Origin of the sequence: Cellvibrio sp. OA-2007, from assembly GCF_000953825.1 — a bacterium.
In the GTDB taxonomy this organism is placed as follows: domain Bacteria; phylum Pseudomonadota; class Gammaproteobacteria; order Pseudomonadales; family Cellvibrionaceae; genus Cellvibrio.
Genome location: NZ_BBUL01000086.1, coordinates 48,026 through 69,338 on the forward strand (window position 1 = coordinate 48,026; position 21,313 = coordinate 69,338).

At 53.0% G+C, this 21,313-nt stretch carries 19 protein-coding genes; 15 read left to right on the top strand and 4 right to left on the bottom strand.

Annotated elements, in window-relative coordinates:
- The first annotated feature begins 25 nt into the window (after positions 1 to 25).
- Entirely contained in the window at positions 26 to 2,491 is a 2,466-nt protein-coding gene (locus AWU77_RS08330) for a penicillin-binding protein 1A (protein WP_062061620.1), read from the top strand.
- A gap of 5 nt (positions 2,492 to 2,496) precedes the next feature.
- Here the strand turns inward: AWU77_RS08330 and AWU77_RS08335 are convergent, their stop codons facing one another.
- Positions 2,497 to 3,318 carry a thermonuclease family protein gene (locus AWU77_RS08335; RefSeq protein WP_062061623.1) on the bottom strand — a complete coding sequence of 274 codons (822 nt, stop codon included), beginning with the start codon at positions 3,316 to 3,318 and terminating at the stop codon, positions 2,497 to 2,499.
- 4 nt (positions 3,319 to 3,322) lie between these two features.
- On the bottom strand, positions 3,323 to 3,547 hold the full coding sequence (gene rpmE, locus AWU77_RS08340) for a 50S ribosomal protein L31 (RefSeq protein ID WP_062061626.1): 225 nt from the start codon (positions 3,545 to 3,547) through the stop codon (positions 3,323 to 3,325).
- 248 nt (positions 3,548 to 3,795) lie between these two features.
- On the opposite strand from rpmE, the gene AWU77_RS08345 reads away from it, so the two are divergent.
- The 5 genes from AWU77_RS08345 to AWU77_RS08365 all read left to right on the top strand — a co-directional run bounded on the left by AWU77_RS08345 (position 3,796) and on the right by AWU77_RS08365 (position 9,164).
- A complete protein-coding gene (locus tag AWU77_RS08345; RefSeq protein ID WP_062061631.1) occupies positions 3,796 to 6,021 on the top strand; it encodes a primosomal protein N' in 2,226 nt (741 codons plus the stop codon).
- A gap of 75 nt (positions 6,022 to 6,096) precedes the next feature.
- Positions 6,097 to 6,642, top strand: a complete 546-nt coding sequence (locus AWU77_RS08350; RefSeq protein ID WP_062061634.1) for an SPOR domain-containing protein — start codon at positions 6,097 to 6,099, stop codon at positions 6,640 to 6,642.
- An 86-nt stretch (positions 6,643 to 6,728) separates the two neighbouring features.
- A complete protein-coding gene (gene hslV, locus AWU77_RS08355; protein WP_062061637.1) occupies positions 6,729 to 7,253 on the top strand; it encodes an ATP-dependent protease subunit HslV in 525 nt (174 codons plus the stop codon).
- Between the two features lie 162 nt (positions 7,254 to 7,415).
- On the top strand, positions 7,416 to 8,738 hold the full coding sequence (hslU, locus tag AWU77_RS08360) for an ATP-dependent protease ATPase subunit HslU (RefSeq protein ID WP_062061641.1): 1,323 nt from the start codon (positions 7,416 to 7,418) through the stop codon (positions 8,736 to 8,738).
- Between the two features lie 45 nt (positions 8,739 to 8,783).
- Entirely contained in the window at positions 8,784 to 9,164 is a 381-nt protein-coding gene (locus AWU77_RS08365) for a gamma-butyrobetaine hydroxylase-like domain-containing protein (protein ID WP_062061643.1), read from the top strand.
- A 55-nt stretch (positions 9,165 to 9,219) separates the two neighbouring features.
- On the opposite strand, the gene AWU77_RS08370 is transcribed toward AWU77_RS08365, so the two are convergent.
- Positions 9,220 to 10,044 carry an undecaprenyl-diphosphate phosphatase gene (locus tag AWU77_RS08370; protein WP_062061645.1) on the bottom strand — a complete coding sequence of 275 codons (825 nt, stop codon included), beginning with the start codon at positions 10,042 to 10,044 and terminating at the stop codon, positions 9,220 to 9,222.
- 146 nt (positions 10,045 to 10,190) lie between these two features.
- Here AWU77_RS08370 and AWU77_RS08375 point away from each other — a divergent pair, with 146 nt between their 5' ends.
- Complete coding sequence (locus AWU77_RS08375; protein ID WP_062061648.1) at positions 10,191 to 10,736, top strand: DUF4136 domain-containing protein; 546 nt, start codon at positions 10,191 to 10,193, stop codon at positions 10,734 to 10,736.
- Between the two features lie 11 nt (positions 10,737 to 10,747).
- On the opposite strand, the gene sfsA is transcribed toward AWU77_RS08375, so the two are convergent.
- Positions 10,748 to 11,458 (bottom strand): DNA/RNA nuclease SfsA, encoded by a 711-nt coding sequence (sfsA, locus tag AWU77_RS08380; RefSeq protein ID WP_062061651.1) that lies wholly within the window; start codon positions 11,456 to 11,458, stop codon positions 10,748 to 10,750.
- A 249-nt stretch (positions 11,459 to 11,707) separates the two neighbouring features.
- Here sfsA and dksA point away from each other — a divergent pair, with 249 nt between their 5' ends.
- From dksA to AWU77_RS08420, 8 genes are all read left to right on the top strand, one after another.
- Entirely contained in the window at positions 11,708 to 12,151 is a 444-nt protein-coding gene (gene dksA, locus AWU77_RS08385; protein WP_062061654.1) for an RNA polymerase-binding protein DksA, read from the top strand.
- A 23-nt stretch (positions 12,152 to 12,174) separates the two neighbouring features.
- Entirely contained in the window at positions 12,175 to 13,146 is a 972-nt protein-coding gene (gluQRS, locus tag AWU77_RS08390) for a tRNA glutamyl-Q(34) synthetase GluQRS (protein ID WP_238582348.1), read from the top strand.
- Positions 13,147 to 13,188: 42 nt separating this feature from the next.
- Complete coding sequence (locus tag AWU77_RS08395; protein WP_062061659.1) at positions 13,189 to 13,371, top strand: hypothetical protein; 183 nt, start codon at positions 13,189 to 13,191, stop codon at positions 13,369 to 13,371.
- Positions 13,372 to 13,420: 49 nt separating this feature from the next.
- Positions 13,421 to 16,390: an ATP-binding protein gene (locus AWU77_RS08400; protein ID WP_062061662.1), complete on the top strand. Its 2,970-nt coding sequence runs from the start codon at positions 13,421 to 13,423 to the stop codon at positions 16,388 to 16,390.
- 85 nt (positions 16,391 to 16,475) lie between these two features.
- Complete coding sequence (locus AWU77_RS08405) at positions 16,476 to 17,885, top strand: sigma-54 dependent transcriptional regulator (RefSeq protein ID WP_062061665.1); 1,410 nt, start codon at positions 16,476 to 16,478, stop codon at positions 17,883 to 17,885.
- An 812-nt stretch (positions 17,886 to 18,697) separates the two neighbouring features.
- The gene (gene pcnB, locus AWU77_RS08410; RefSeq protein WP_062061668.1) at positions 18,698 to 20,083 is read left to right on the top strand and encodes a polynucleotide adenylyltransferase PcnB; all 1,386 of its coding nucleotides are present in this window, start codon (positions 18,698 to 18,700) and stop codon (positions 20,081 to 20,083) included.
- Positions 20,084 to 20,086: 3 nt separating this feature from the next.
- Positions 20,087 to 20,572: a 2-amino-4-hydroxy-6-hydroxymethyldihydropteridine diphosphokinase gene (gene folK, locus AWU77_RS08415; protein WP_062061671.1), complete on the top strand. Its 486-nt coding sequence runs from the start codon at positions 20,087 to 20,089 to the stop codon at positions 20,570 to 20,572.
- 23 nt (positions 20,573 to 20,595) lie between these two features.
- Entirely contained in the window at positions 20,596 to 21,279 is a 684-nt protein-coding gene (locus AWU77_RS08420; protein WP_062061674.1) for a deoxynucleoside kinase, read from the top strand.
- Positions 21,280 to 21,313: the final 34 nt, after the last annotated feature.

A 21,313-nucleotide genomic window follows, 5' to 3' on the forward strand; every position in this document is an offset into this window, starting at 1 on the left:
TGTAAACAGGCAAAAAGCCCGTATAATGCCCGCCACCTGCGGCAACCGCGCTAACTCATTAATTCACATAGAAAAAATGTTCAGTAAAAAATCCTTCTTCGGCACTATTTTCTGGCTGTTACTGGCCGGTTTCAGCGTTACTTTGGTGACATTCGCCGGGCTCTATCTTTATTTGAGCCCTAAATTGCCATCGGTTGATTCATTGAGGGAGGTTAAATTACAGACCCCTTTGAGAGTTTATTCAAGCGACGGCAAGTTAATAGGCGAATTTGGCGAACAGCGTCGCACTCCCCTTACCTACAACCAAATACCGCCCCTGTATATAAAAGCACTCCTCTCCGCCGAAGATGCAGAGTTCTTTGAGCATCATGGAGTTTCTCTAAAAGGCATGTTGCGCGCCGCATCACAAATTCTGAAGTCCGGCGCCATTCAATCTGGCGGAAGTACTATTACGCAACAGTTGGCGCGTGATTTCTTTCTCACTCGCAAGCAAGTCTTCTCACGCAAGTTTAACGAAATCCTCTTATCCATTGAAATTGAACGGAAATTTACCAAGGAGGAAATCCTTGAACTGTTCAACAACAAAATGTTCTTCGGCAACCGCGCCTATGGTTTGCAAGCAGCAGCCCAGATCTACTATGGCAAAGATATTGACCAGCTAAGTATCGCTCAATACGCCATGATTGTAGGTGTATTGAAAGCGCCATCTGCCTATAACCCACTCGCCAATCTCAAGCGCGCCATGATTCGTCGCAATTGGATTATCGGCCGCATGTACGAACTAAAACACATAGACCAAGCCACATACGAGGCGGCAATCAACGAACCCAATACCGCTAGCTACCACGGCACCACCTTGGACGTACAAGCGCCCTACATTTCAGAAATGGCACGGCAGGAAGTATTGGATCGGTTTGGCGACAAGACTTACTCCGAGGGTTACAAGGTTTACACCAGTGTCGATAGCGCCATGCAAGCGACTGCACAGGCCGCCGTACTCAAGGGATTGCTGAGCTACGATCAGCGCCACGGTTATCGCGGGCCAGAGCGGCACTTAAAACCCTCAGAGGATGCCGACCTCATCGACTGGCAAGATCAACTGCAAAACATTCCCACTCTCGGCGGTCAGGAACCTGCCGCGGTGGTAGATACACAAGCAAAATCACTGCGCGTATTGATGAGCAATGGCGACTTTGTGGACCTTGGCTGGGAACAAGGCTTATCTGAGGTTCGCCCTTACTTGACCGAAGATAGCCGCGGCGCCACTTATAAATCAGTTACCGAATTTCTCAAACCTGGCGATGTAGTGCGCATCACCAAAGACAGCGATGATCAATGGCGCTTTAGTCAAGTGCCCGCGATTCAGGCCGCACTTGTGTCTCTCGACCCACTAGATGGCGCCATTCGCTCACTAGTCGGCGGCCTCGATTTCAATCAAAGCCATTACAACCGCGCGATTCAAGGTGCACGCCAGCCTGGCTCGAGCTTTAAACCGCTGATTTATACCGCCGCATTGGAAAATGGTTTCACTCCGGCATCAATCATTAACGATGCACCTATAGTGATTGAAAACACCAGCACAGGGATCGCTTGGCGTCCGGAAAATGATGATGGTAAGTTTGTCGGCCCCATGCGCATGCGTCAGGCACTCTACCGCTCCCGCAACCTGGTATCGATTCGTCTGTTGCGCAGCATTGGCATGCAAACCGCGCTCGACAGCCTCGCCCGTTTTGGCTTCAACCCCAAAGAGTTCCCGCGCGACCTAACCCTCGCGCTCGGCACCCATGCCCTCACCCCCATGCAAATGGCCACAGCATATGCAGCCTTCGCCAATGGTGGTTTTAAAGTTGACCCCTATCTGGTCACGCGCATTGAGGATAGCAAAGGCAATATTGTTTACGAGGCACGACCAAAGCGGGTATGCAAAGAATGCGAGTTTAATCAACTCAGCTATGCCGATGATGGCAGCCTGATACCGGCAACCCCCAGCCTTGATAACAATGCGCGTGCGCCCCGTATTATTGATGCGCGCATCGCCTACCTGATCGATTCAATGCTGCGCGATGTGATCGACAAAGGCACTGGCCGACTAGCCAAACAGCTTGAACGCAATGACATTGCAGGTAAAACCGGCACCACCAACGGCCCGCGCGATAGCTGGTTTTCCGGCTACAACCCCAATGTCGCAACCAGCGTTTGGGTAGGCTTTGATGCAAACACCCTGTTGGGGCGGAGAGAGTTCGGCAGCTCGGCAGCACTACCCATCTGGATCGATTTTATGCGCACCGCACTGGAGGGAATTCCCGATAAATTGCCGCGCCAGCCAGAGGGGATAGTGACGGTGCGGATCAATCCGGATACCGGCAAACCCGCCATGCCAGGCGATCCGGATGCGATTTTTGAAGTATTTTTAGGCGAAGATACAGGCCGCACTTCGGCTGCAGGCAATGAAAGCAGCGAGCAGGCGACCTTGCCGGAAGAGCTTTTCTAACCTTGTCATTCAGTGATTACCCTCATGGACGAGGGCGACCGCAGCTGCATCACCAGCGGCTTAAATTGCTGCGAACGCTTCGACTTTTGCGCACTAATCCAACCGCGCACTTCAATCTTTTGCCCTTTCAACGCGAGCCAATCCTGCTTACGGTAACTCAATAGAGGCCAGTCTTTTTTGGCGACTCGCAACACCAGCTTGCCATCCAACTCCAGCCACACCGCAGAGTTGATATCCACCTTAGCGACACGCCCACTCACCAGCCGAAAACCAGTTTCATCGCCGCGCATGGAGGTGCTTGGCAGCGGCTGCCAATAGGGGTCGCGCCACATGCCCAGATGTTTTTTACGCGCGCCCGACTCAATTGCCGCTAGGCATTTTGCCTGTGCGGTATTAGGCGGCACCGCGACTTGCATCGCCATCCCGTTGCGCACCTGCTCTGCCCCCAAACTGCGGCCACTGCCATCGTATACATGCGCCAGCAAACGACCGTAGTGATCGCGCCGTTCTTGCTCAAAGCCCAAGCGCACACGGCCTTTAGCGCGCTCGATAAACGCCTGCGCCACTGCGCGGGATTCTCGCCCGAGCGGCTGGCCAGCATTTTTGCCGTGAGTGATTTCCGGTGCATTCACCCCGAGAATGCGTACCGAGCGGCCATCTTGCAGCTTCAATGTGTCGCCGTCAGATACACGCACCACCTGCAGCAACTCACCGGACGAAGAGCCGCATTCAGCAACAACAGAAACGGAAAATAACAGGCATAAAAAAACGCCGGAAATCTTCATTTCCGGCGTTTTTACTAGCGCAGCTAGCAGAGTGCGATACAAGAAATTAGTCTTTCTTGGCACCAGCGATACGGCTGCCGAAACGCTTGGTGAAGCGGTCGATACGGCCACCGGTATCAACTACTTTTTGCTTGCCGGTGTAGAACGGGTGGCAAGAACCGCATACGTCAACGTGCAAAGGCTTGCCCATGGTTGAACGAGTGTTAAAAGTGTTACCGCAGCTGCAAGTTACTGCGATCTCAACGTAATTTGGATGGATATCTGCTTTCATGATGATTGCCTTGTGTGATCTGCGCCGCCACCCGGTCGTTGCCGAGCACCGCACATAGGTTTAAAAAACGGCTGTTTTTAGGGAGCGGGGATACTACCAGAAAACCATATCTGCGCAACTGAAAACAGCAGTTTAGCCCAAAAAATCACCAGCCCACCTTGCTCGTAGCTACCACAAGACTCCTTTAACCTACGAAGCTCAGATCGATTAGGTTATTCTGCCCGCCTCGTTTGGCGACTATCGACCCCATGACATCAACCACATCGACAGAATTCCTGCTGCTGGAAATCGCACTGCCAGTGCCGCTAAGGCGCTGCTTCGACTATTTATTGCCGGCGGATGTTAGCGTCGATGAACTGCAGCCCGGCGTATTGATACGGGTGCCCTTTGGCCGTCAGGAGTTGATTGGTGTGCTGCTCAGGGTGAAAACCGAAACCGTGCAGGAGCCTGCTAAATTGCGTGCAGCCTTGGCGATTATCGACTCGCACCCCGCGCTCGATAGCGAATTGCTCGACCTCTGCCTCTGGGCCGCTGACTACTACCAATGCGCCCCCGGTGAAGCCCTGCAAACCGCACTGCCCGCACTGTTGCGCCAAGGTGAACCGGCGCAACTGCGCGGCGAGCCAGTATTTCGCCTCACCACTGAGGGTAAAGGTTTGCCCGAGGGCGCACTTAAACGCTCCCCCAAACAGGCGGCCTTACTCGCCGCACTGCAAACCCGCCATCAGCTCAACCGCGCCGATCTCGACCTGCTCGACATTCCGCGCAGCATCGCCAAAACCCTGATCGATAAAGGTCTGGTTCGCATCGATGAAGTCACCCCAGTGCCGGCACCGCTGCCCGCACAACTATTGGGTGAACAGCCGTTAGTACTGAGCGATGAGCAGCACAACGCATTTGCGCAGATCGACTACCACCACTTTAAAACCTACCTGCTCGATGGCGCTACCGGCAGCGGCAAAACCGAAATCTACCTGCAAGCCATTGAACAAACCCTCAAGCAGGGCAAACAAGCCTTGGTACTGGTGCCAGAAATCGGCTTGACCCCACAAACCCTTGAGCGCTTCCAACGCCGCTTTAATTTGCCGATTGTCGCCCTGCACTCCGGCCTCAATGACCGCGAGCGGCTGGACGCTTGGCTGCAAGCGCGCGACGGTATAGCACGCATTATCATCGGCACCCGCTCGGCGCTGTTTACGCCGCTAAAAGAACCGGGCATTTTGATTATCGATGAAGAGCACGACGGCTCCTTTAAACAGCAGGATGGCTTTCGCTATTCCGCACGGGATCTCGCTGCGGTACGCGCCCATCGCCTCGGGATTCCACTGATCCTCGGCTCCGCCACACCGTCGCTGGAAACCTTGCACAACGCCATCCAAGGTCGCTACCAATATCTGCGCCTGAAAGCGCGCGCGGGCAAGGCCAAACCACCTGAAATCCAACTGCTCGATATTCGCGGCGAAATCCTGCACGAAGGTTTTGCGCAAGCCAGTATCGATGCGATTGGCGATACCCTCGACAAAGGCAATCAGGTGTTGGTTTTCCTTAATCGCCGCGGTTACGCACCCACACTGGAATGTCACGATTGCGGCTGGCTGGCGAATTGCAACCACTGCGATGCACGCATGACCGTGCACCAGACCCCGCGCCATTTGCACTGCCACCACTGTGATCACCAGCGCGGTATTCCCAAGCGCTGCCCCAGTTGCAACAGCAGCAGAATCCAGCCCATTGGCCAGGGCACCGAGCGCAGCGAAGTAGTGCTGCAACAACTGTTTCCCACCCAGAAAGTGATCCGCGTCGACCGCGATTCCACCCGCAACAAAAACGCGATGCAGAAGTTATTGGTTGATGTGCACTCCGGCGACCCCTGCATTCTGGTCGGCACCCAAATGCTCGCCAAGGGTCATCACTTTGCCGATGTCACACTGGTGGTGATTATCGATGCCGATGCTGGCCTATTCAGCACCGACTTTCGTGGCGCCGAGCGCATGGGGCAGTTGTTGTTGCAAGTCGCTGGGCGCGCTGGGCGCGAAGAAAAAAATGGCCGCGTGATTTTGCAGAGCCACCACACCGATCACCCGCTGGTGCAAACGCTGGTGCAGCAGGGTTATCACGCACTAGCAGATTTGATTCTGCATGAACGCCAAATTACCCAGCTGCCGCCCTATCGCCACTTGGCACTGCTTCGCGCCGAGAGCAAACAAGCCATAGCCGCTGTGGATTTTTTACAAGTCGCACGACAAATGGCCGAACAACTACAAGCGCCGCAACCCTTCTTTAGTTACCTAGGGCCACTGCCGGCGATGATGGAAAAACGCGGTGACCGCTTTCGCTACCAATTACAAATCAACAGCGCACATCGCAAACCCTTGCAACAGTTGCTCAGCCAACTTGCCTTGCAACTAGAGGCATCGCCGCTCGCCAAACGGGTGCGCTGGTCGATTGATGTTGATCCGCAGGAGATGGGCTAGGTCGCGCGCTTAGTGACTCACCTGCGCAATCCCTTTACAATCGCGCCCTCGATGTAACCCAAAAAAGCCAATCCCATGAGTAGAGATTTCGCCAAAAAAGGCCGCGCCCCCGCGCGCCGCACGTCATCCAACAATGCCCCCACGCCGCCTTGGCTGTGGTTTGCTGCAGGTTTGGTCTTGGGTGCTTTTGCGGCCAGCCTCTATTTCATTAAAAACCCGGTGACTGCTCCGGCGCCCAAAGAAGAACCCAAACCCAAAGTCGTCGATAACAAAACCCCTAAACCGCGTTTTGATTTCTACAAATTACTGCAAGAAAGCGAGACGATTGTTCCGGCCAGCGAAACAATTAACGAAGAAAAACCGGCACAGGAACAAACTACCGAATATATCCTGCAGGTGGGATCTTTCCCGCGTTCAGAAGATGCCGACAAATTGCGCGCGCAATTAATTCTGCTCAACCTCGACGCCAATATCGAGAAAGTGGAAATTCGCAAAGGCGAAATTTGGCACCGTGTAGTAGTGGGTCCGTTCAAAACCCAAAACCAACTCACCAGCGCGCGCTCGCAGCTGGTTAAAAACGAATACAACGCGCTGGTACTCAAACGCGCCAAAACCAAATAAGCCCCTTCCCTCAGCCCGCGCCTTGAAAAAGGCGCGCGCGCCCCCACTTTTCTGGCTTCTCCGAAGTAAATTTAGAAGGAAGTCCAGTGACAACAATTCTCTCTGTGCGCCGCGATGGGCAAGTCGTGATTGGCGGCGATGGCCAGGTATCCCTCGGCAATACCGTGATGAAAGGCAATGCACGCAAAGTTCGCCGCCTCTACAAAAATCAAGTCATCGCCGGATTTGCCGGTGGCACTGCCGATGCCTTCACCCTCTTCGAGCGTTTTGAAGCCAAACTCGAAGCCCACAATGGCCAACTCACCCGCGCGGCAGTTGAACTCGCCAAAGAGTGGCGAACGGATCGCAGCCTGCGGCGATTGGAGGCGCTGCTCGCGGTGGCCGACAAAGAAGCTTCGTTAATCATTACCGGCAATGGCGATGTGATTCAGCCGGAAGACGATTTAATCGCAATCGGCTCCGGCGGCAACTATGCCCAAGCCGCCGCGCGCGCGCTGCTGGAAAACACCCAATTAGATGCGCGCAGCATTGTGGAAAAGGGTTTGAAAATCGCGGGCGATATCTGCGTATTTACCAACCAATCCCACACGATTGAAACACTGGAATATTGAAATTAAAGAGGGAATCGTCATACCCGCTTGCGGGTATCCATAGGTCTTAAATTCAACAGCTGGATCCCCGCTACGCGAGGATGACGACTCCCCTATAAAAAAACACACCGAATTAATACGCAATAATTGCCATTACACCTACATTATTTTTAAGAGTTTTATATGTCCTCCATGACTCCGCGCGAAATCGTGCACGAATTAGATAAACACATCGTCGGCCAGGGCGACGCCAAACGCGCCGTTGCGATTGCGCTGCGCAACCGCTGGCGCCGCATGCAAGTGCCGGCTGATATGCGCAATGAGATCACCCCCAAAAATATTTTGATGATCGGCCCAACCGGTGTCGGCAAAACTGAAATCGCACGCCGTTTGGCCAAACTCGCCAACGCGCCGTTTATCAAAGTAGAAGCGACTAAATTTACCGAAGTTGGCTATGTTGGCCGCGATGTGGAATCGATCATCCGCGATCTGGTTGATGTAGCCATTAAAATGCGCCGCGAGCAGGCGACCAAATCGGTGCAACATCGCGCCGCCGAAGCAGCGGAGGAGCGCATCCTTGACGCACTCTTGCCACCCGCGCGCGATCTCTCCAGCGAAGAAAGCAAACACGAATCCAGCACCCGCCAAATCTTCCGCAAAAAATTCCGCGAAGGCGAGTTGGACGATAAAGAAATTGAAATCGATATAGCTGCCGCCAGTGTCGGCGTAGAGATTATGGCGCCACCGGGCATGGAAGACATGACCAATCAATTGCAAAGCATGTTTTCATCACTCGGGCGCGACAAAACCAAAAAAGCCAAACTCACGGTGAAAAAAGCCTTCAAACAACTGCAAGATGAAGAAGCCGCAAAGTTAGTGAGCGATGACGACATTAAAACCCAGGCGATTGAAGCAGCAGAGCAAAACGGTATTGTATTTATCGATGAAATCGACAAGGTTGCACGCAAAGGCAATGTGAGCGGCGCCGATGTATCGCGCGAAGGTGTACAGCGCGATTTGTTACCGCTAATCGAAGGCTGCACTGTGACCACCAAACACGGCAGCATCAAAACCGACCATATTTTATTTATCACCTCAGGCGCCTTTCACCTGAGTAAACCTTCCGATTTAATTCCGGAATTGCAGGGCCGTTTGCCGATTCGGGTTGAGTTACAGGCCTTAACACCCGATGACTTTGAGCGCATCCTCACCGAGCCGACTGCCTCACTTACCGAGCAACAAGAAGCGTTGCTGAAAACCGAAGGGGTAGAAATAACGTTTACCAAAGACGGTATTCGTCGCATTGCTGAAACCGCTTATGAAGTGAATGAACGCACCGAAAATATTGGCGCGCGCCGCTTGCACACCATTCTGGAGCGTTTGCTGGAAGACGTATCGTACGAAGCGGGCGACGGACAAAAACAAGTAGAAATAAATTCTGCCTATGTTGAAGCCCACGTAGGTGAACTGGCCAAGAATGAAGACCTGAGCCGTTTTATTTTGTAATTGCACGCCCCTTAGCCATACATCTTTTAACTGAGTTTGCTCGCCATGAACAAAATGCCCACAAAGATCCAACTGCATAAACAATCGCAGCAACTTGAACTGCATTTTGGCGGCGAGCAATTTCTATTGCCCGCCGAGTTTTTGCGGGTTCACTCACCCAGTGCAGAGGTAAAAGGTCACGGCCCGGGGCAAGCGGTTCTGCAATATGGCAAACAGGATGTAGCCATCAGCACTGTCGAGCGCGCCGGAAATTACGCGCTCAAACTGGTATTTGATGACGGCCACGACACAGGAATTTACACCTGGGACTATTTGTACGAGCTGGGAAAAAATCAGGAAAGTCTGTGGAATATGTATTTGGACGAGCTTCACCGCGCCGGTAAAAGCCGCGCCAAAGATACCAGCGTAGTGAAATTTATCGGCTAACGACTGGCGCAGATTGCGCCAGTCAAATCCGTACTTTCGTTAAGTAACCCCCGCGTCAAGCAACCCAATTAATTGCACCGCTGTAGGCAGTCAGCAAAATCAGCAAGCCAAACGCAATGCGATACCAAGCAAACACCATAAAGGTGTGATTGCTAATAAATTTCAGCAGCGCACGCATCACTACAAATGCACTGGCAAACGATGCAATAAAACCCAGCGCAAAAACTTCAATATCCGCCACCTCAATTAAATCCCGCGCGCCCCACATGCTGTACAGCGACGCCGCGCTAATCACCGGAATGGCCAAGAAAAAAGAAAACTCAGTCGATGCTTTGCGCGATAAACCAAAATACATACCGCCGATAATCGATGCGCCCGAACGCGACACACCCGGCACCAGCGCCAAGCATTGGCACATGCCCACCTTAAACGCACGCTTGTAACTCATCGCATCCATATCATCCGTGTCGGGGCTGTAGGCGCGTTTCTCCACCCACATAATCGCCAAGCCACCCACAATAAACCCAGTCGCAACCACATAGGGGCTAAACAATACCGCGCGAATAAAATCCGCACAGGTGTAACCGATCAAAATAAAAGGGAAAAAAGCAACGGCTACATTGATGTATAAGTTGCGCTCAACGCCGGGTTTGCCCAGCCCCAACAAACTGGAAAATATTTTTTGGCGATACTCCCAAACCACCGCCATCATGGCGCCCATCTGGATAAAAATTTCAAATACCACGCGCTTATCTTTAGTCCAAAAATCCATCAACTCGCCCGCCAGAATCAAATGGCCAGTGCTGGAAATAGGCAGCAGTTCGGTCAACCCCTCGACAACCCCCATGATGATGGCTTGTAACATCAGCAGTAAATCCACAGTAACTCCCTGATTGGCAAAGTAAGCGATAAAAAGGCGGCGCAAGTCTGCGGTAATTACCCAGTGTTTGCAATCTATGTGCCTATATCGAGGGTGAGGCTAGGTTATACTCGCCGCTGACGCATTTCCCTCAAGAGGACAGCTCCATGCGCTTATTCACTTACACCGGTTTACTGTCTGTCATGTTGATGCTACTCAGCGCCTGCACCAACATCCAATATGCCGACGACTACAAAAGCGGCACCGATTTTAGCGGATTAAAAACCTATAACTGGCGGGCAATTAGTGTTGATATAGGCGGAATAGATAAAACCGTTTTGCAAAAAATTGCCGATGAACAGTTGCACGCACAGGGATTTATTCTGGCCGACACCAGCGCTGAGTTATTGATCGACATGCAGGTGTTTTCACGGGTGAGCAAAGGCGGCAATACCAGTATCGGCATTGGCATTGGTTTGCCAGTCGGGCGCAATGGCAGCATCGGTTTAGGTACTGGGCAAACACTGGGCAAAGGCAAACAGGAAGGTGTAATCGTGATTGATATCACTCAAACCAGCAGCAACCAATTAATTTGGCGCGGCAACGCCGAGGGCATTCCACTGATTCACTTTTCGCTAAAAGCCGAGCAAAAATTGCGTGAAACCTTTAACAAGCTGCTCACGCCTTTTCCACCGCAGACTGCGGCTCAGTAATCGATAAACGCTCACACCAGAACCGGCACAGCGCGATCCAGTGCAATAATATTTTGCGCTGGATCGATGTTGGCCGCATAGGCGATTACCTCAACACCGGCATCGCGCGCTGCTTGCAAGGTCGCAGCATAAACTGGATCTATATGCGCCGCCGCGCGCACCGATTGAATCCCCGTGTGCTGCACACAAAATAACAACACCGCCCTGTACCCCTGCTCGACCATCAGGGTTAATTCACGCAAATGTTTACTGCCGCGCTCACTCACTGCATCGGGGAAAAATCCTTCACCCTCTGCTTCCATCAGGGTCACGTTTTTGACTTCCAGATAACACCGGCGTGTATCGCCACTATTTTCACTTAAGAGAAAATCGATGCGCGATTTTTCGCTGCCATACACCACCTCGCGTCGCACAGTTTGATAACCGCGCAGCTCGGCAATCACACCAGCGTGCAGCGCCTGTGCAACCAGCTCATTGGTGCGCGCAGTATTGATCCCCGCCAGATGACCACCGGGCGCAGTCACCAACTCCAGGGTTTGTGGGTATTTGCGGGTTTTGCTATCGCTCACCGAATACCAACAGGGGCTTTCGGGCACCAGACAATTTTTCATTGAACCGGTATTGGGGCAATGAATGGTTAACTCCGCCCCATCGGGCAGGCGGATATCAGCCAAAAAGCGTTTGTAACGCTTAAGTAACAGCGCAGGATAAAACTGGGACATAGCCAAAAAGCACTCGCAGATGACAAATTGATGGCAAATTGAAGCACAAACGCGCCAATTTGGGGCTATAGTTTTTGCTTGAGACAGGATTGAATTAGCGTTTGGATGATATAGAAGCAATCCGCTAACAGGCGCGCGAAAAAACGCTAGCACTCGCATTTGTTATCTGATAGCTTGCTCCCCCTTCTAATTCTGCCCACCCGCTGGTGCAGATTATTGCCGATCCAGGAAGTCTTGCGAGGCGCTACTATGGCGAAAAAAACACCCTCTACTGAAACATTTGCACTGCGCCCTTTTACTCCTTATGTGGAGAAAAAAGGCGAAGATTATATGAGCGAAGGTCAAAAGCAGCACTTTAGACAATTGCTGCTCAACTGGCGCTCAGAGCTGATGGAAGAAGTAGACCGCACAGTAACCCACATGAAGGACGAAGCGGCTAACTTTCCCGACCCAGCCGACCGCGCCAGCCAGGAAGAAGAATTCAGCCTTGAACTGCGCACCCGCGACCGCGAGCGCAAGTTGATCAAGAAAATCGACAGCACATTGGAGCTGATCGAAAACGATGACTACGGCTACTGCGATGCCTGCGGTGTAGAGATTGGCATTCGTCGCCTTGAGGCGCGCCCAACCGCTACCCTCTGCGTGGATTGCAAAACCCTCGCGGAAATCAAAGAAAAACAAGTCGGCGGTTAATGCCGGTTTGATCGAGGCGGGCAGTGCTCGCCTCTTTCATCATGTCAGTCACACCTATCGCCCTCACCCCCGCTCGTTTACCCGACGGCAGCACACCCTCAGGCTATATCGGCCGTTTTGCCCCCTCACCTACCGGCCCATTGCATTTTGGTTCGCTGGTCAGTGCGCTTGCCAGCTATTTGGATGCCAAAGCCAATGGCGGACTGTGGCGGGTGCGCATGGAAGATCTCGACCCGCCGCGTGAACAAGCCGGTGCCGCCAGCGCAATCCTGCAAAGCTTGGAAGATCACGGTTTGCAGTGGGATGGCGACGTCATCTATCAAAGCCAGCGCAGTCATGCCTACCAAGCCTGCCTTGATGCATTGTTAGATGCCGGGCTGGCCTATCACTGCAGTTGCTCGCGGCAAGATTTAACAGCCATGGGCGGTATTTACGATGGCCGCTGCCGCAACCACCAACCAAACCCAGAACAAATTTGTTCGGTGCGACTGAAGCTTTACGACCTGCCAGATCGCGTTACCGCAGAGCAGATCCAATTTGACGATTTAATACAGGGGCGGCAAACCCAACATTTACGCAACCAAGCGGGCGATCAAATCCTGCAGCGGCGCGATGGCTTTTACGCCTATCAACTGGCCGTAGTAGTCGATGATATAGCCCAGGGTATCACCCATATTATTCGCGGCAGCGACTTGCTGGAGGTAACCGGCAGGCAGCTATTTTTCTTTGCGCTATTAGGCGCACCGCTACCGCAATTCGGCCATGTGCCCTTGGCAATGCAAGCCAACGGCCAAAAACTCAGTAAACAAAACCATGCCAAAGCTATTGAAAGCCAACACGCCAGCAGGAACCTATGGCGTGGGCTAGCATTTTTAGGGCAGAATCCCCCCTCTGATTTGGCAGATGCTTCTACATCTGAATGTTTGGACTGGGCCTTGCATCATTGGCAGCGCAGTGCGATTCACGGCTTAAGCCATTTACACCAAGAAGAATAAAAAAACTCAACCCGCCGCGCCTTGTGCAAGGGGAACCGAATTATGAACAATCAACGCTTGGTTATTTTGCTGCTGTTAGTGGCCTATATTTTTTCACCCAGCCTGTTTAACTGGATTATCAACCCTGAAGGGGCTTGGTATCGCCCCTATTTAGTCTGGGTAGCGGTGATTGTCATCGCCTTTGTGATGCAGATTCGCCGCAAGAATTACCACGAGTTTGACTAGTTCGCCTTGGAACTAGCTCTCCCATAAGACTGATAAGAACTAAAACAATATGACATTTGATCTCAGCCAAGTAGCACTCATCGGCATTAGCTATTTATTGCTGCTGTTTGGCATAGCCTGGATTACCGAGCGCGGCTGGATTCCCGAAGCGGTCACCTCTCACCCCATCACCTATATTTTATCGCTGGGTATTTTTGCCAGCGCCTGGGCGTTTTACGGGGTGATCGACCTCGCCTTTCAATATGGCTATGGCGCACTCGCCTATTACCTTGGCACCGGCGCACTCTTTTTGTTTGCACCGGTTGCACTGGCGCCGCTGGCAGAACTGGCGCGGCGCCATCAAGTGCATTCGCTTGCGGATCTATTGGTATTTCGCTACCACAGCCACAGCGTGGGCGCGCTCACCACCCTCTGTATGCTGTGCGGAATCTTACCGCTCATGGCACTGCAGATTCAGGCGATCGCCGACACCATGCATATCCTCACGGTGAGCGGCAATCCATCGCTGCCACTGGCAGGTACCGGCCTCACCTTTAAAGATGTGATGGCACTCTGCTACTGCGCCATCCTCGCCTTTTTTACTATCTCTTTTGGCGCCAATCGCGAACAACATCGCGGCCTGATTACCGCCATGGCATTTGAATCCCTACTCAAGGTTTGCGCCCTCTGTGCGGTCGGCTTGGTTGCGGTTTTTGGTGTGTTTGATGGGCTGGAAGGGCTGGATCAATGGCTGCTGGACCACCCGGAAAACCTCGCCCTGTTGCACACGCCCATCCACACCGATTCCGCCCACGCACTGCTGCTAGTGTTTGTCGCCACCGCCGTCACCATGCCGCATATTTTTCACTTGGGGCTGGCGGAAAACCCATTGATGCGCAACTCGCACACAGTAACCTGGGCGTTTCCACTGTTCTTATTATTGATGGCGCTGCCGATTTTCCCCATCCTCTGGGCGGGCACCGAACTGAGCGTGCCCCTGCCGCCGCAATATTACACGCTGGGTGTGCCGATCCTGTTTAACTCGCCCGGCCTGACCCTGCTCGCATTTATCGGCGGACTCTCGGCGGCAACCGGGGCGATGGTAGTTATATCGCTCGCACTCTCTACCATGGTGATGAACCACTGGCTGCTGCCGAGTTTAAAACTGCGCACCCGTTCCGACCTGTACAGCCAATTGATCTGGCTGCGCCGGATTTTGATCGCCGCCATCTTTTTTGGCGGCTATTTACTCTATTGGATTCTGGACAACCGCCTCAGCCTCGCCGATTTGGCCATGACTGCCTTTATCGAAACCCTGCAATTCCTGCCCGGCACTTTTGCGATTGTGTTTTGGAGCAAAGGCAACAAGCGCGGGATTATTGCTGGCTTGGCAGTTGGCACCAGTATCTGGGCACTGGGCTTGCTTGTGCCTATAGTCACCGGCATGCAATTTATTCAATTGCCACTGCTCAGCTGGTCAATCCCAGTCGGCATCGAGTACTGGAGCGAAGTCACACTTATCTCCCTCGGGCTTAATACCTTCTGTTTTGTAGTGATCTCCATGCTCAGCCGCCAAACAGAAGATGAGCAATACAGCGCCGACCTCTGCGCCGCCGACGAAATCAGCCACCCGGTGCGCCAGGCGCTGGATGTGCACTCCGCCTCCGAGTTTAAACATCGCCTCGCCAAACCACTGGGCAAAGTAACCGCCAGCCGCGAGGTGGATATAGCGCTCAAAGAGCTGAACCTAGGTATCGACGAGCGTCGCCCTTACGCCCTGCGCCGCCTGCGCGACCAGATTGAGGGCAACTTATCGAGCCTGATGGGGATTCATGTCGCCAGCGAGATCATGGATAAATGCATTCCGCATGCGACCGCCGAAGCGCAGTCCACCGTCGATATCAACCTGATTGAAAACCGCCTCGCGGAATACCGCAACCATCTCACCGGCATGGCCGCAGAGCTGAATACATTGCGCCTCTACCACCGCAAAACCCTGGAAGAGCTGCCGATGGCGGTCTGCTCCCTCGGGCGCGACATGGAAGTGCTCATGTGGAACCGCGCCATGTCCGAGCTTACCCAAACCCCGGGCGAGGACGTCACCGGTTCTTATTTAGAAGATATCCCTGAACCCTGGTGCAGCCTGCTGATCGACTTCAGCCAGAGCAGCGAACCGCATTTTTATCGCCGTGAAATCGAACTCAATAACCGCCCGCACTGGATCAGCTTGCACAAAGCCAACATTGAAGGACCGATCACCGCAGGTGTCTACGATCAGGTCATGCTGCTGGAAGACGTAACCGAAACCCAATTGCTCGAACAGGAATTGGTGCACTCCGAGCGCCTCGCCTCGGTCGGCCGCCTTGCGGCGGGCGTCGCCCATGAGATTGGCAACCCGATTACCGGCATCGCCTGTCTTGCGCAAAACCTCAAATATGACTCTCACGATCCTGCCGAAGTATTAGATACCGCCGAGCAGATTCTCAGCCAGACCGATCGTGTCGGGCGCATTGTGCAGTCGCTGGTGAGCTTCTCCCACGCTGGTCACGCCAGCAAAACCGAGTTTGAAGCTGTGTCAATTCGCGATTGCGCTAATGAAGCGATCAATTTGCTCTCGCTGCAAAAAGAGAAAACCCAAGTACTGTTCTGCAACGACATCCCCAAAACCGCCATAGTGGCCGGTGACGCACAACGCATTATTCAGGTTTTTATAAATCTTTTATCTAACGCGCGGGATGCCAGCCCAGAGCAAGGGCGTGTTATGCTTGAAAGTAACGAAGATGAGGATTCGGTAACAGTTTCTGTTACCGACGAGGGGCATGGTATCCCTCCCGAACTGATTGAACGGATTCTCGAACCTTTCTTCACCACCAAAGAACCCGGTGAAGGCACAGGTTTGGGCTTGGCCATGGTGTACAGCATTATCGAAGACCATAGCGGCCATATGGACATCATCAGCCCTGCTGACACAGTTAACAATCGCGGCGCCAGTTTTGTTATCACCCTGCCGCGCCATCTTGATTACTTCATGGATGCATGACCAAAAAAGTGAATCACACCAGCGGCTTGCAAGCATAGCCTGCAAGCTATTGACCCGTAACACTTAACGCAAGACCCGGATAGCTATGAGTAAGATTCTGATTGTTGAAGACGAAACCATCATCCGCAACGCCCTGCGCAAACTACTTGAGCGCAACCAGTACGAGGTCAGTGAGGCTCCGTCGGTAAAAGAGGCTACGTCCAAATTCCAACTGAAAGAGTTCGACCTGATCATCAGCGACCTGCGCCTACCGGGCGCACCGGGTACCGACTTGATCAAACTGGCAGGTGATACGCCGGTACTCATCATGACCAGTTACGCCAGTTTGCGCTCAGCGGTAGACTCCATGCGCATGGGCGCGGTGGACTATATCGCCAAACCCTTCGACCATGACGAGATGGTCAACGCAGTGAAGCGGGTGATCGGCAAAGCCAAAGCGGCCAATAAAGCGGCGGCAGGTGGACTCACCGCCAGCACCGCGATCGCCGGCATGATTGGCGCGAGCGACGTAATGCAGGATCTGTACAACCGCATCCACAAAGTTGCCCCCACCAACGCCACCGTATTAATCCACGGCGAAACCGGTACCGGTAAAGAACTGGTGGCGCGCGCACTGCACGAAGAAAGCAATCGCAACAACCATCTGATGATCTCGGTCAACTGCGCTGCAATTCCCGACACCTTGATCGAATCCGAACTGTTCGGCTATGAAAAAGGCGCCTTTACCGGCGCAGCTACCAATCGCGAAGGTCTCGTCGCTGCGGCTGATGGCGGCACCTTATTCCTCGATGAAATCGGCGAGTTGCCACTGGAAGCGCAAGCGCGCCTGCTTCGCGTATTACAAGAAGGTGAAGTGCGCCCACTCGGCTCGGTTGAATCGCGCAAGGTGGATGTACGTTTGGTCGCCGCAACTCACCGCGATCTGCGCAAACTTTCCAAAGAAGGCAAATTCCGCGAAGACCTTTATTTCCGTATCAACGTAGTCCAGCTTGAACTGCCGCCACTGCGCGAGCGCGGGCGCGACATCATCAATATCGCCGAATCCCTACTGCAGCGCTACTGCGCCCAATTTGGTAAAACACAGCTGAAGCTATCCTCCTCCGCTATGGATGCCATCATGAGCTACAACTGGCCGGGCAATGTGCGCGAGCTGGAAAACGCAATGCAGCGAGCGGTAATTCTGTGCGAGGACAGCAACGAAATCGGCGACCACCTGCTCTCTATCGATATGGATTCACAGGACTTGGACGACAATACCGGCAGCTCACTGTTTGAACCGGCGCGCCTCGCCAACCGCAATAGCGCCCCTGCCGCATCAGAAGACCTGTCGCTGGAAGACTATTTCCAGCGCTTTGTCTTAGAGCACCAAGACAGCATGAGCGAAACCGAACTGGCACGTAAGTTGGGCGTTAGCCGCAAGTGCCTGTGGGAGCGCCGCCAGCGCCTTGGCATACCACGCAGCAAATCCACAGCGGCCGTTAGTAGCGCCAAATAAGACACCATCGCTGAAACAAACAACAAATCCCCAGTGGTTCACCAACACTGGGGATTTTTGTTTTTAGTGACAATTTTTTTGATTAATGCGCCACGGCTGTGGTTATTTGCGCCAAATCGTTACCCCCAACCACGGGAGTGTTACCGCGCAAATACTGTTACCGGAACCATTTTGCGTAACAATTCAGTGACAAACATGTAACCGTTCGAAATAACAAAAAGTAATAAGGAGAGCCAACAAAAACGTAACTAATTGTTTTAATTGATAATTTAAAAAGTGGCACAAGTACTGCTTTTAGAGCGCCATAACAAAAACAAACAATAAGAATTAAATGTGAAAATCTAATAACAACAACAAATAATAAAAAACGTAACGAACTTAAAAATAACAACAATAGACAATAAGAAACTGAAGCGAACGAATAACAACAAGAAATAATAAGAAACAGAAGATAAAAGAACATAACAACAACAAACAATAACAAGATAAATTGAATAATAATAACGAAAACAATAACTTAGATAGACCTACGCTAGAAGACAAGAGCAATAAGACACTAAAATAAAGCGGATACTGACTAGGCACGGGATGGGATAGCACGCGAGATTGGATATGGGCACGGAAGCACCCCATTGAATGCCGATTAAAGCACTCCGGTGCTCCCTCCTACGGGAAAGCGAAAGCTTTCCCGTTTTGCTTTCCAAGCCAGATTTCAACGCAACTCGATCGGTAGTATTGTCGTAAAAAACCCTGTGCTTCTGCTAAACTCGCCGCTCTTGTGCAACTGACTGCCTAAACACCAGCGAGACAACATGCTCAAACGCTTGCTAAACCTCTTTACCACCGGCGCCAAAGATTCCAGTAAGGTATCCAATGCGCGCAATAGCGATGGCGCCGCGCTTATCCCGCGCGACCAACACACCATCTCCCGCAAGAACATTAGCCCTGCGGCGATCAAGATTATCAAACAACTGGAAGACGCAGGCTTTGCCGCCTATTTGGTCGGTGGCGGTGTGCGCGATTTACTGCTCGGCAATCGCCCCAAGGATTTTGATGTGGCGACCAACGCTAAACCGGAAGAGGTAAAGCGCATCTTCCGCGGCGCGCGAATTGTTGGGCGCCGCTTTCAAATCGTCCATGTGCGCATGGGCCGTGAGGTGATTGAAGTAACCACCTTTCGCGGTCACCACGATGAGGCCTCCAGCGCGCGCAGCCAAGATGGCATGCTACTGCGCGATAATGTCTATGGCACACTCGAAACTGACGCCATGCGCCGCGACTTCACCGTCAACGCGCTCTATTACACGCTCAAGGACTTTTCTGTCATTGACTACTGCAATGGTATGGACGACCTCAAACAGCGCACCTTACGCATCATTGGCGACCCAGCAACCCGCTACAAAGAAGATCCGGTGCGCATACTGCGCGCGCTGCGCTTTGCCGCCAAACTGGGCTTTAATCTGGAACCCAAAACCGCCAAGCCTATCCGTGAGCTGAGCGGCCTGTTGCTAAACGTGTCAGATGCCCGCCTGTTCGAGGAAGTGCTTAAACTGTTTTTGGGCGGATCGGCAACGGCAACTTTCAGCCTGATGCGTGAATACGATCTGCTGACTCACCTCTTTCCCGGCACAGACCAAGCCCTGAAAGCAGGCGACGAGTTGGGCGCAAATTTAATCGAACAGTGCATGATCAATACCGATAAACGTATCCGCGGCGAAAAAACCGTCACTCCGGCGTTTATCTATGCCGCTCTGCTCTGGCCGGCGCTACAACAGCAATTCAAACTGCTCAGCGGACAGATGACCCCAACCCAAGCCTGGATGCAAGCATCCCAAAATGTAATAAACCAACAGCTCACCCGCACCGCCATTCCCAAACGCTTCCTGATCCCCATGCGCGAGATCTGGGACCTGCAGCAGCGCCTGCCGAGCCGCCTGGGTATGCGCGCGTTGCGCACTCTGGATCACCCGCGCTTCCGCGCCGCTTACGACTTTTTGTTGATGCGCGAAGCCGCTGGCGAAGCACTCGATGGCCTAGGTGTATGGTGGACGAATTACCAAACTGCCAGCGATGAAGAGCGCGAGCAAATGGTGAAAGACATAGGCAAACAAGGCGGGGGCAAATCGGCCAGCAAACCGCGTCGTCGTCGCGGCCCGCGCAAACCCAAAACCGATGCCGCACCCGGCGGGAACGAGTAATTCATGGCGCTGGCCTACATAGGTCTGGGTAGCAATCTGGAAGACCCGCTCGCACAAGTGACACGCGCGTTTGCTGAGCTAGCGGATCTTCCCACCACAGCACTGCTGGCGCGCTCGTCGATTTACACCAGCCGCGCCGTTGGCCCCGCACAACCCGACTACACCAACGCAGTCACCCTGCTCGACACCCAGCTCGCGCCCATCGCGCTGTTAGACGCGCTGCAGGCTATAGAGCAAGCCCATCAGCGGGTGCGCATTCAACATTGGGGCCCGCGCACGCTGGATCTGGATCTGCTGCTCTATGGCGACCAGACTATCGCTGTTGAGCGACTGACCGTACCTCATCCTTATCTCAGCCAGCGCAGTTTTGTACTGTATCCACTCGCGGAGATCACCCCGAATTTGCACTTGCCTGATGGCACCCCGCTCGCCGAGCTGCTCAGCCGCTGTCCCGCAGACGGCCTGACGCGCCTGCCATCGCCCGCTTAACAAATTAGTTTCAAGGAGTTGCCGTGGACGCTGTTTTTGAAGAGCTCGGACTGGATTTAACCAACGTTAAATTACCCCGTTATATCGCCGTGGAAGGTTGCATTGGTGTGGGCAAAACCACGCTCGCGCGCAATATCGCGCAATTATTTAATTACGATATGCTGCTGGAGCAACCAGAAGAGAACCCCTTTTTGGAGCGCTTTTATCGCGATCCCAAATCCACCGCACTGCCCACACAACTATTCTTTTTATTCCAGCGCGCCAATCAATTACAAAGCCTGCGGCAGGACGATATTTTTGAACCAGTGCGGGTGGCGGATTTTTTAATCGAGAAAGATCAGCTGTTTGCGCGGGTAACACTGGATGACGATGAACTCAATATTTATCGCCAGGTTTATGATCGGCTGGTCATCAACGCACCGCGCCCGGATTTAGTGATTTATTTACAGGCACCACTCGATGTACTGCTCGACCGTATTCGTCAGCGCGGCATCAGCGCCGAGCAACATATCAGCGCTGATTATTTAAAAGCGCTCAACGACACCTATACTGAATTTTTCCATTTCTACGATGGCGCGCCGCTGCTGATCGTTAACGCCAAAGATCTCAATCTGGCGAAAAACCGCGATCACTTTAAGCAGCTGGTGGAATATATTCTCACCATTAACAGCGGCCGCCACTATTACAATCCAGTGCCTGCGCTTTAACGGCCACGCGCACGACTCTATATTTTCAGCGAGA

Coding starts and splice junctions, on each gene's coding strand:
- AWU77_RS08330 (WP_062061620.1), top strand. CDS start 26: ATGCCCGCCACCTGCGGCAACCGCGCTAACTCATTAATTCACATAGAA.
- rpmE (WP_062061626.1), bottom strand. CDS start 3,547: ATGAAAGCAGATATCCATCCAAATTACGTTGAGATCGCAGTAACTTGC.
- AWU77_RS08345 (WP_062061631.1), top strand. CDS start 3,796: ATGACATCAACCACATCGACAGAATTCCTGCTGCTGGAAATCGCACTG.
- AWU77_RS08350 (WP_062061634.1), top strand. CDS start 6,097: ATGAGTAGAGATTTCGCCAAAAAAGGCCGCGCCCCCGCGCGCCGCACG.
- hslU (WP_062061641.1), top strand. CDS start 7,416: ATGTCCTCCATGACTCCGCGCGAAATCGTGCACGAATTAGATAAACAC.
- AWU77_RS08365 (WP_062061643.1), top strand. CDS start 8,784: ATGAACAAAATGCCCACAAAGATCCAACTGCATAAACAATCGCAGCAA.
- AWU77_RS08375 (WP_062061648.1), top strand. CDS start 10,191: ATGCGCTTATTCACTTACACCGGTTTACTGTCTGTCATGTTGATGCTA.
- sfsA (WP_062061651.1), bottom strand. CDS start 11,458: ATGTCCCAGTTTTATCCTGCGCTGTTACTTAAGCGTTACAAACGCTTT.
- dksA (WP_062061654.1), top strand. CDS start 11,708: ATGGCGAAAAAAACACCCTCTACTGAAACATTTGCACTGCGCCCTTTT.
- AWU77_RS08395 (WP_062061659.1), top strand. CDS start 13,189: ATGAACAATCAACGCTTGGTTATTTTGCTGCTGTTAGTGGCCTATATT.
- AWU77_RS08400 (WP_062061662.1), top strand. CDS start 13,421: ATGACATTTGATCTCAGCCAAGTAGCACTCATCGGCATTAGCTATTTA.
- AWU77_RS08405 (WP_062061665.1), top strand. CDS start 16,476: ATGAGTAAGATTCTGATTGTTGAAGACGAAACCATCATCCGCAACGCC.
- pcnB (WP_062061668.1), top strand. CDS start 18,698: ATGCTCAAACGCTTGCTAAACCTCTTTACCACCGGCGCCAAAGATTCC.
- folK (WP_062061671.1), top strand. CDS start 20,087: ATGGCGCTGGCCTACATAGGTCTGGGTAGCAATCTGGAAGACCCGCTC.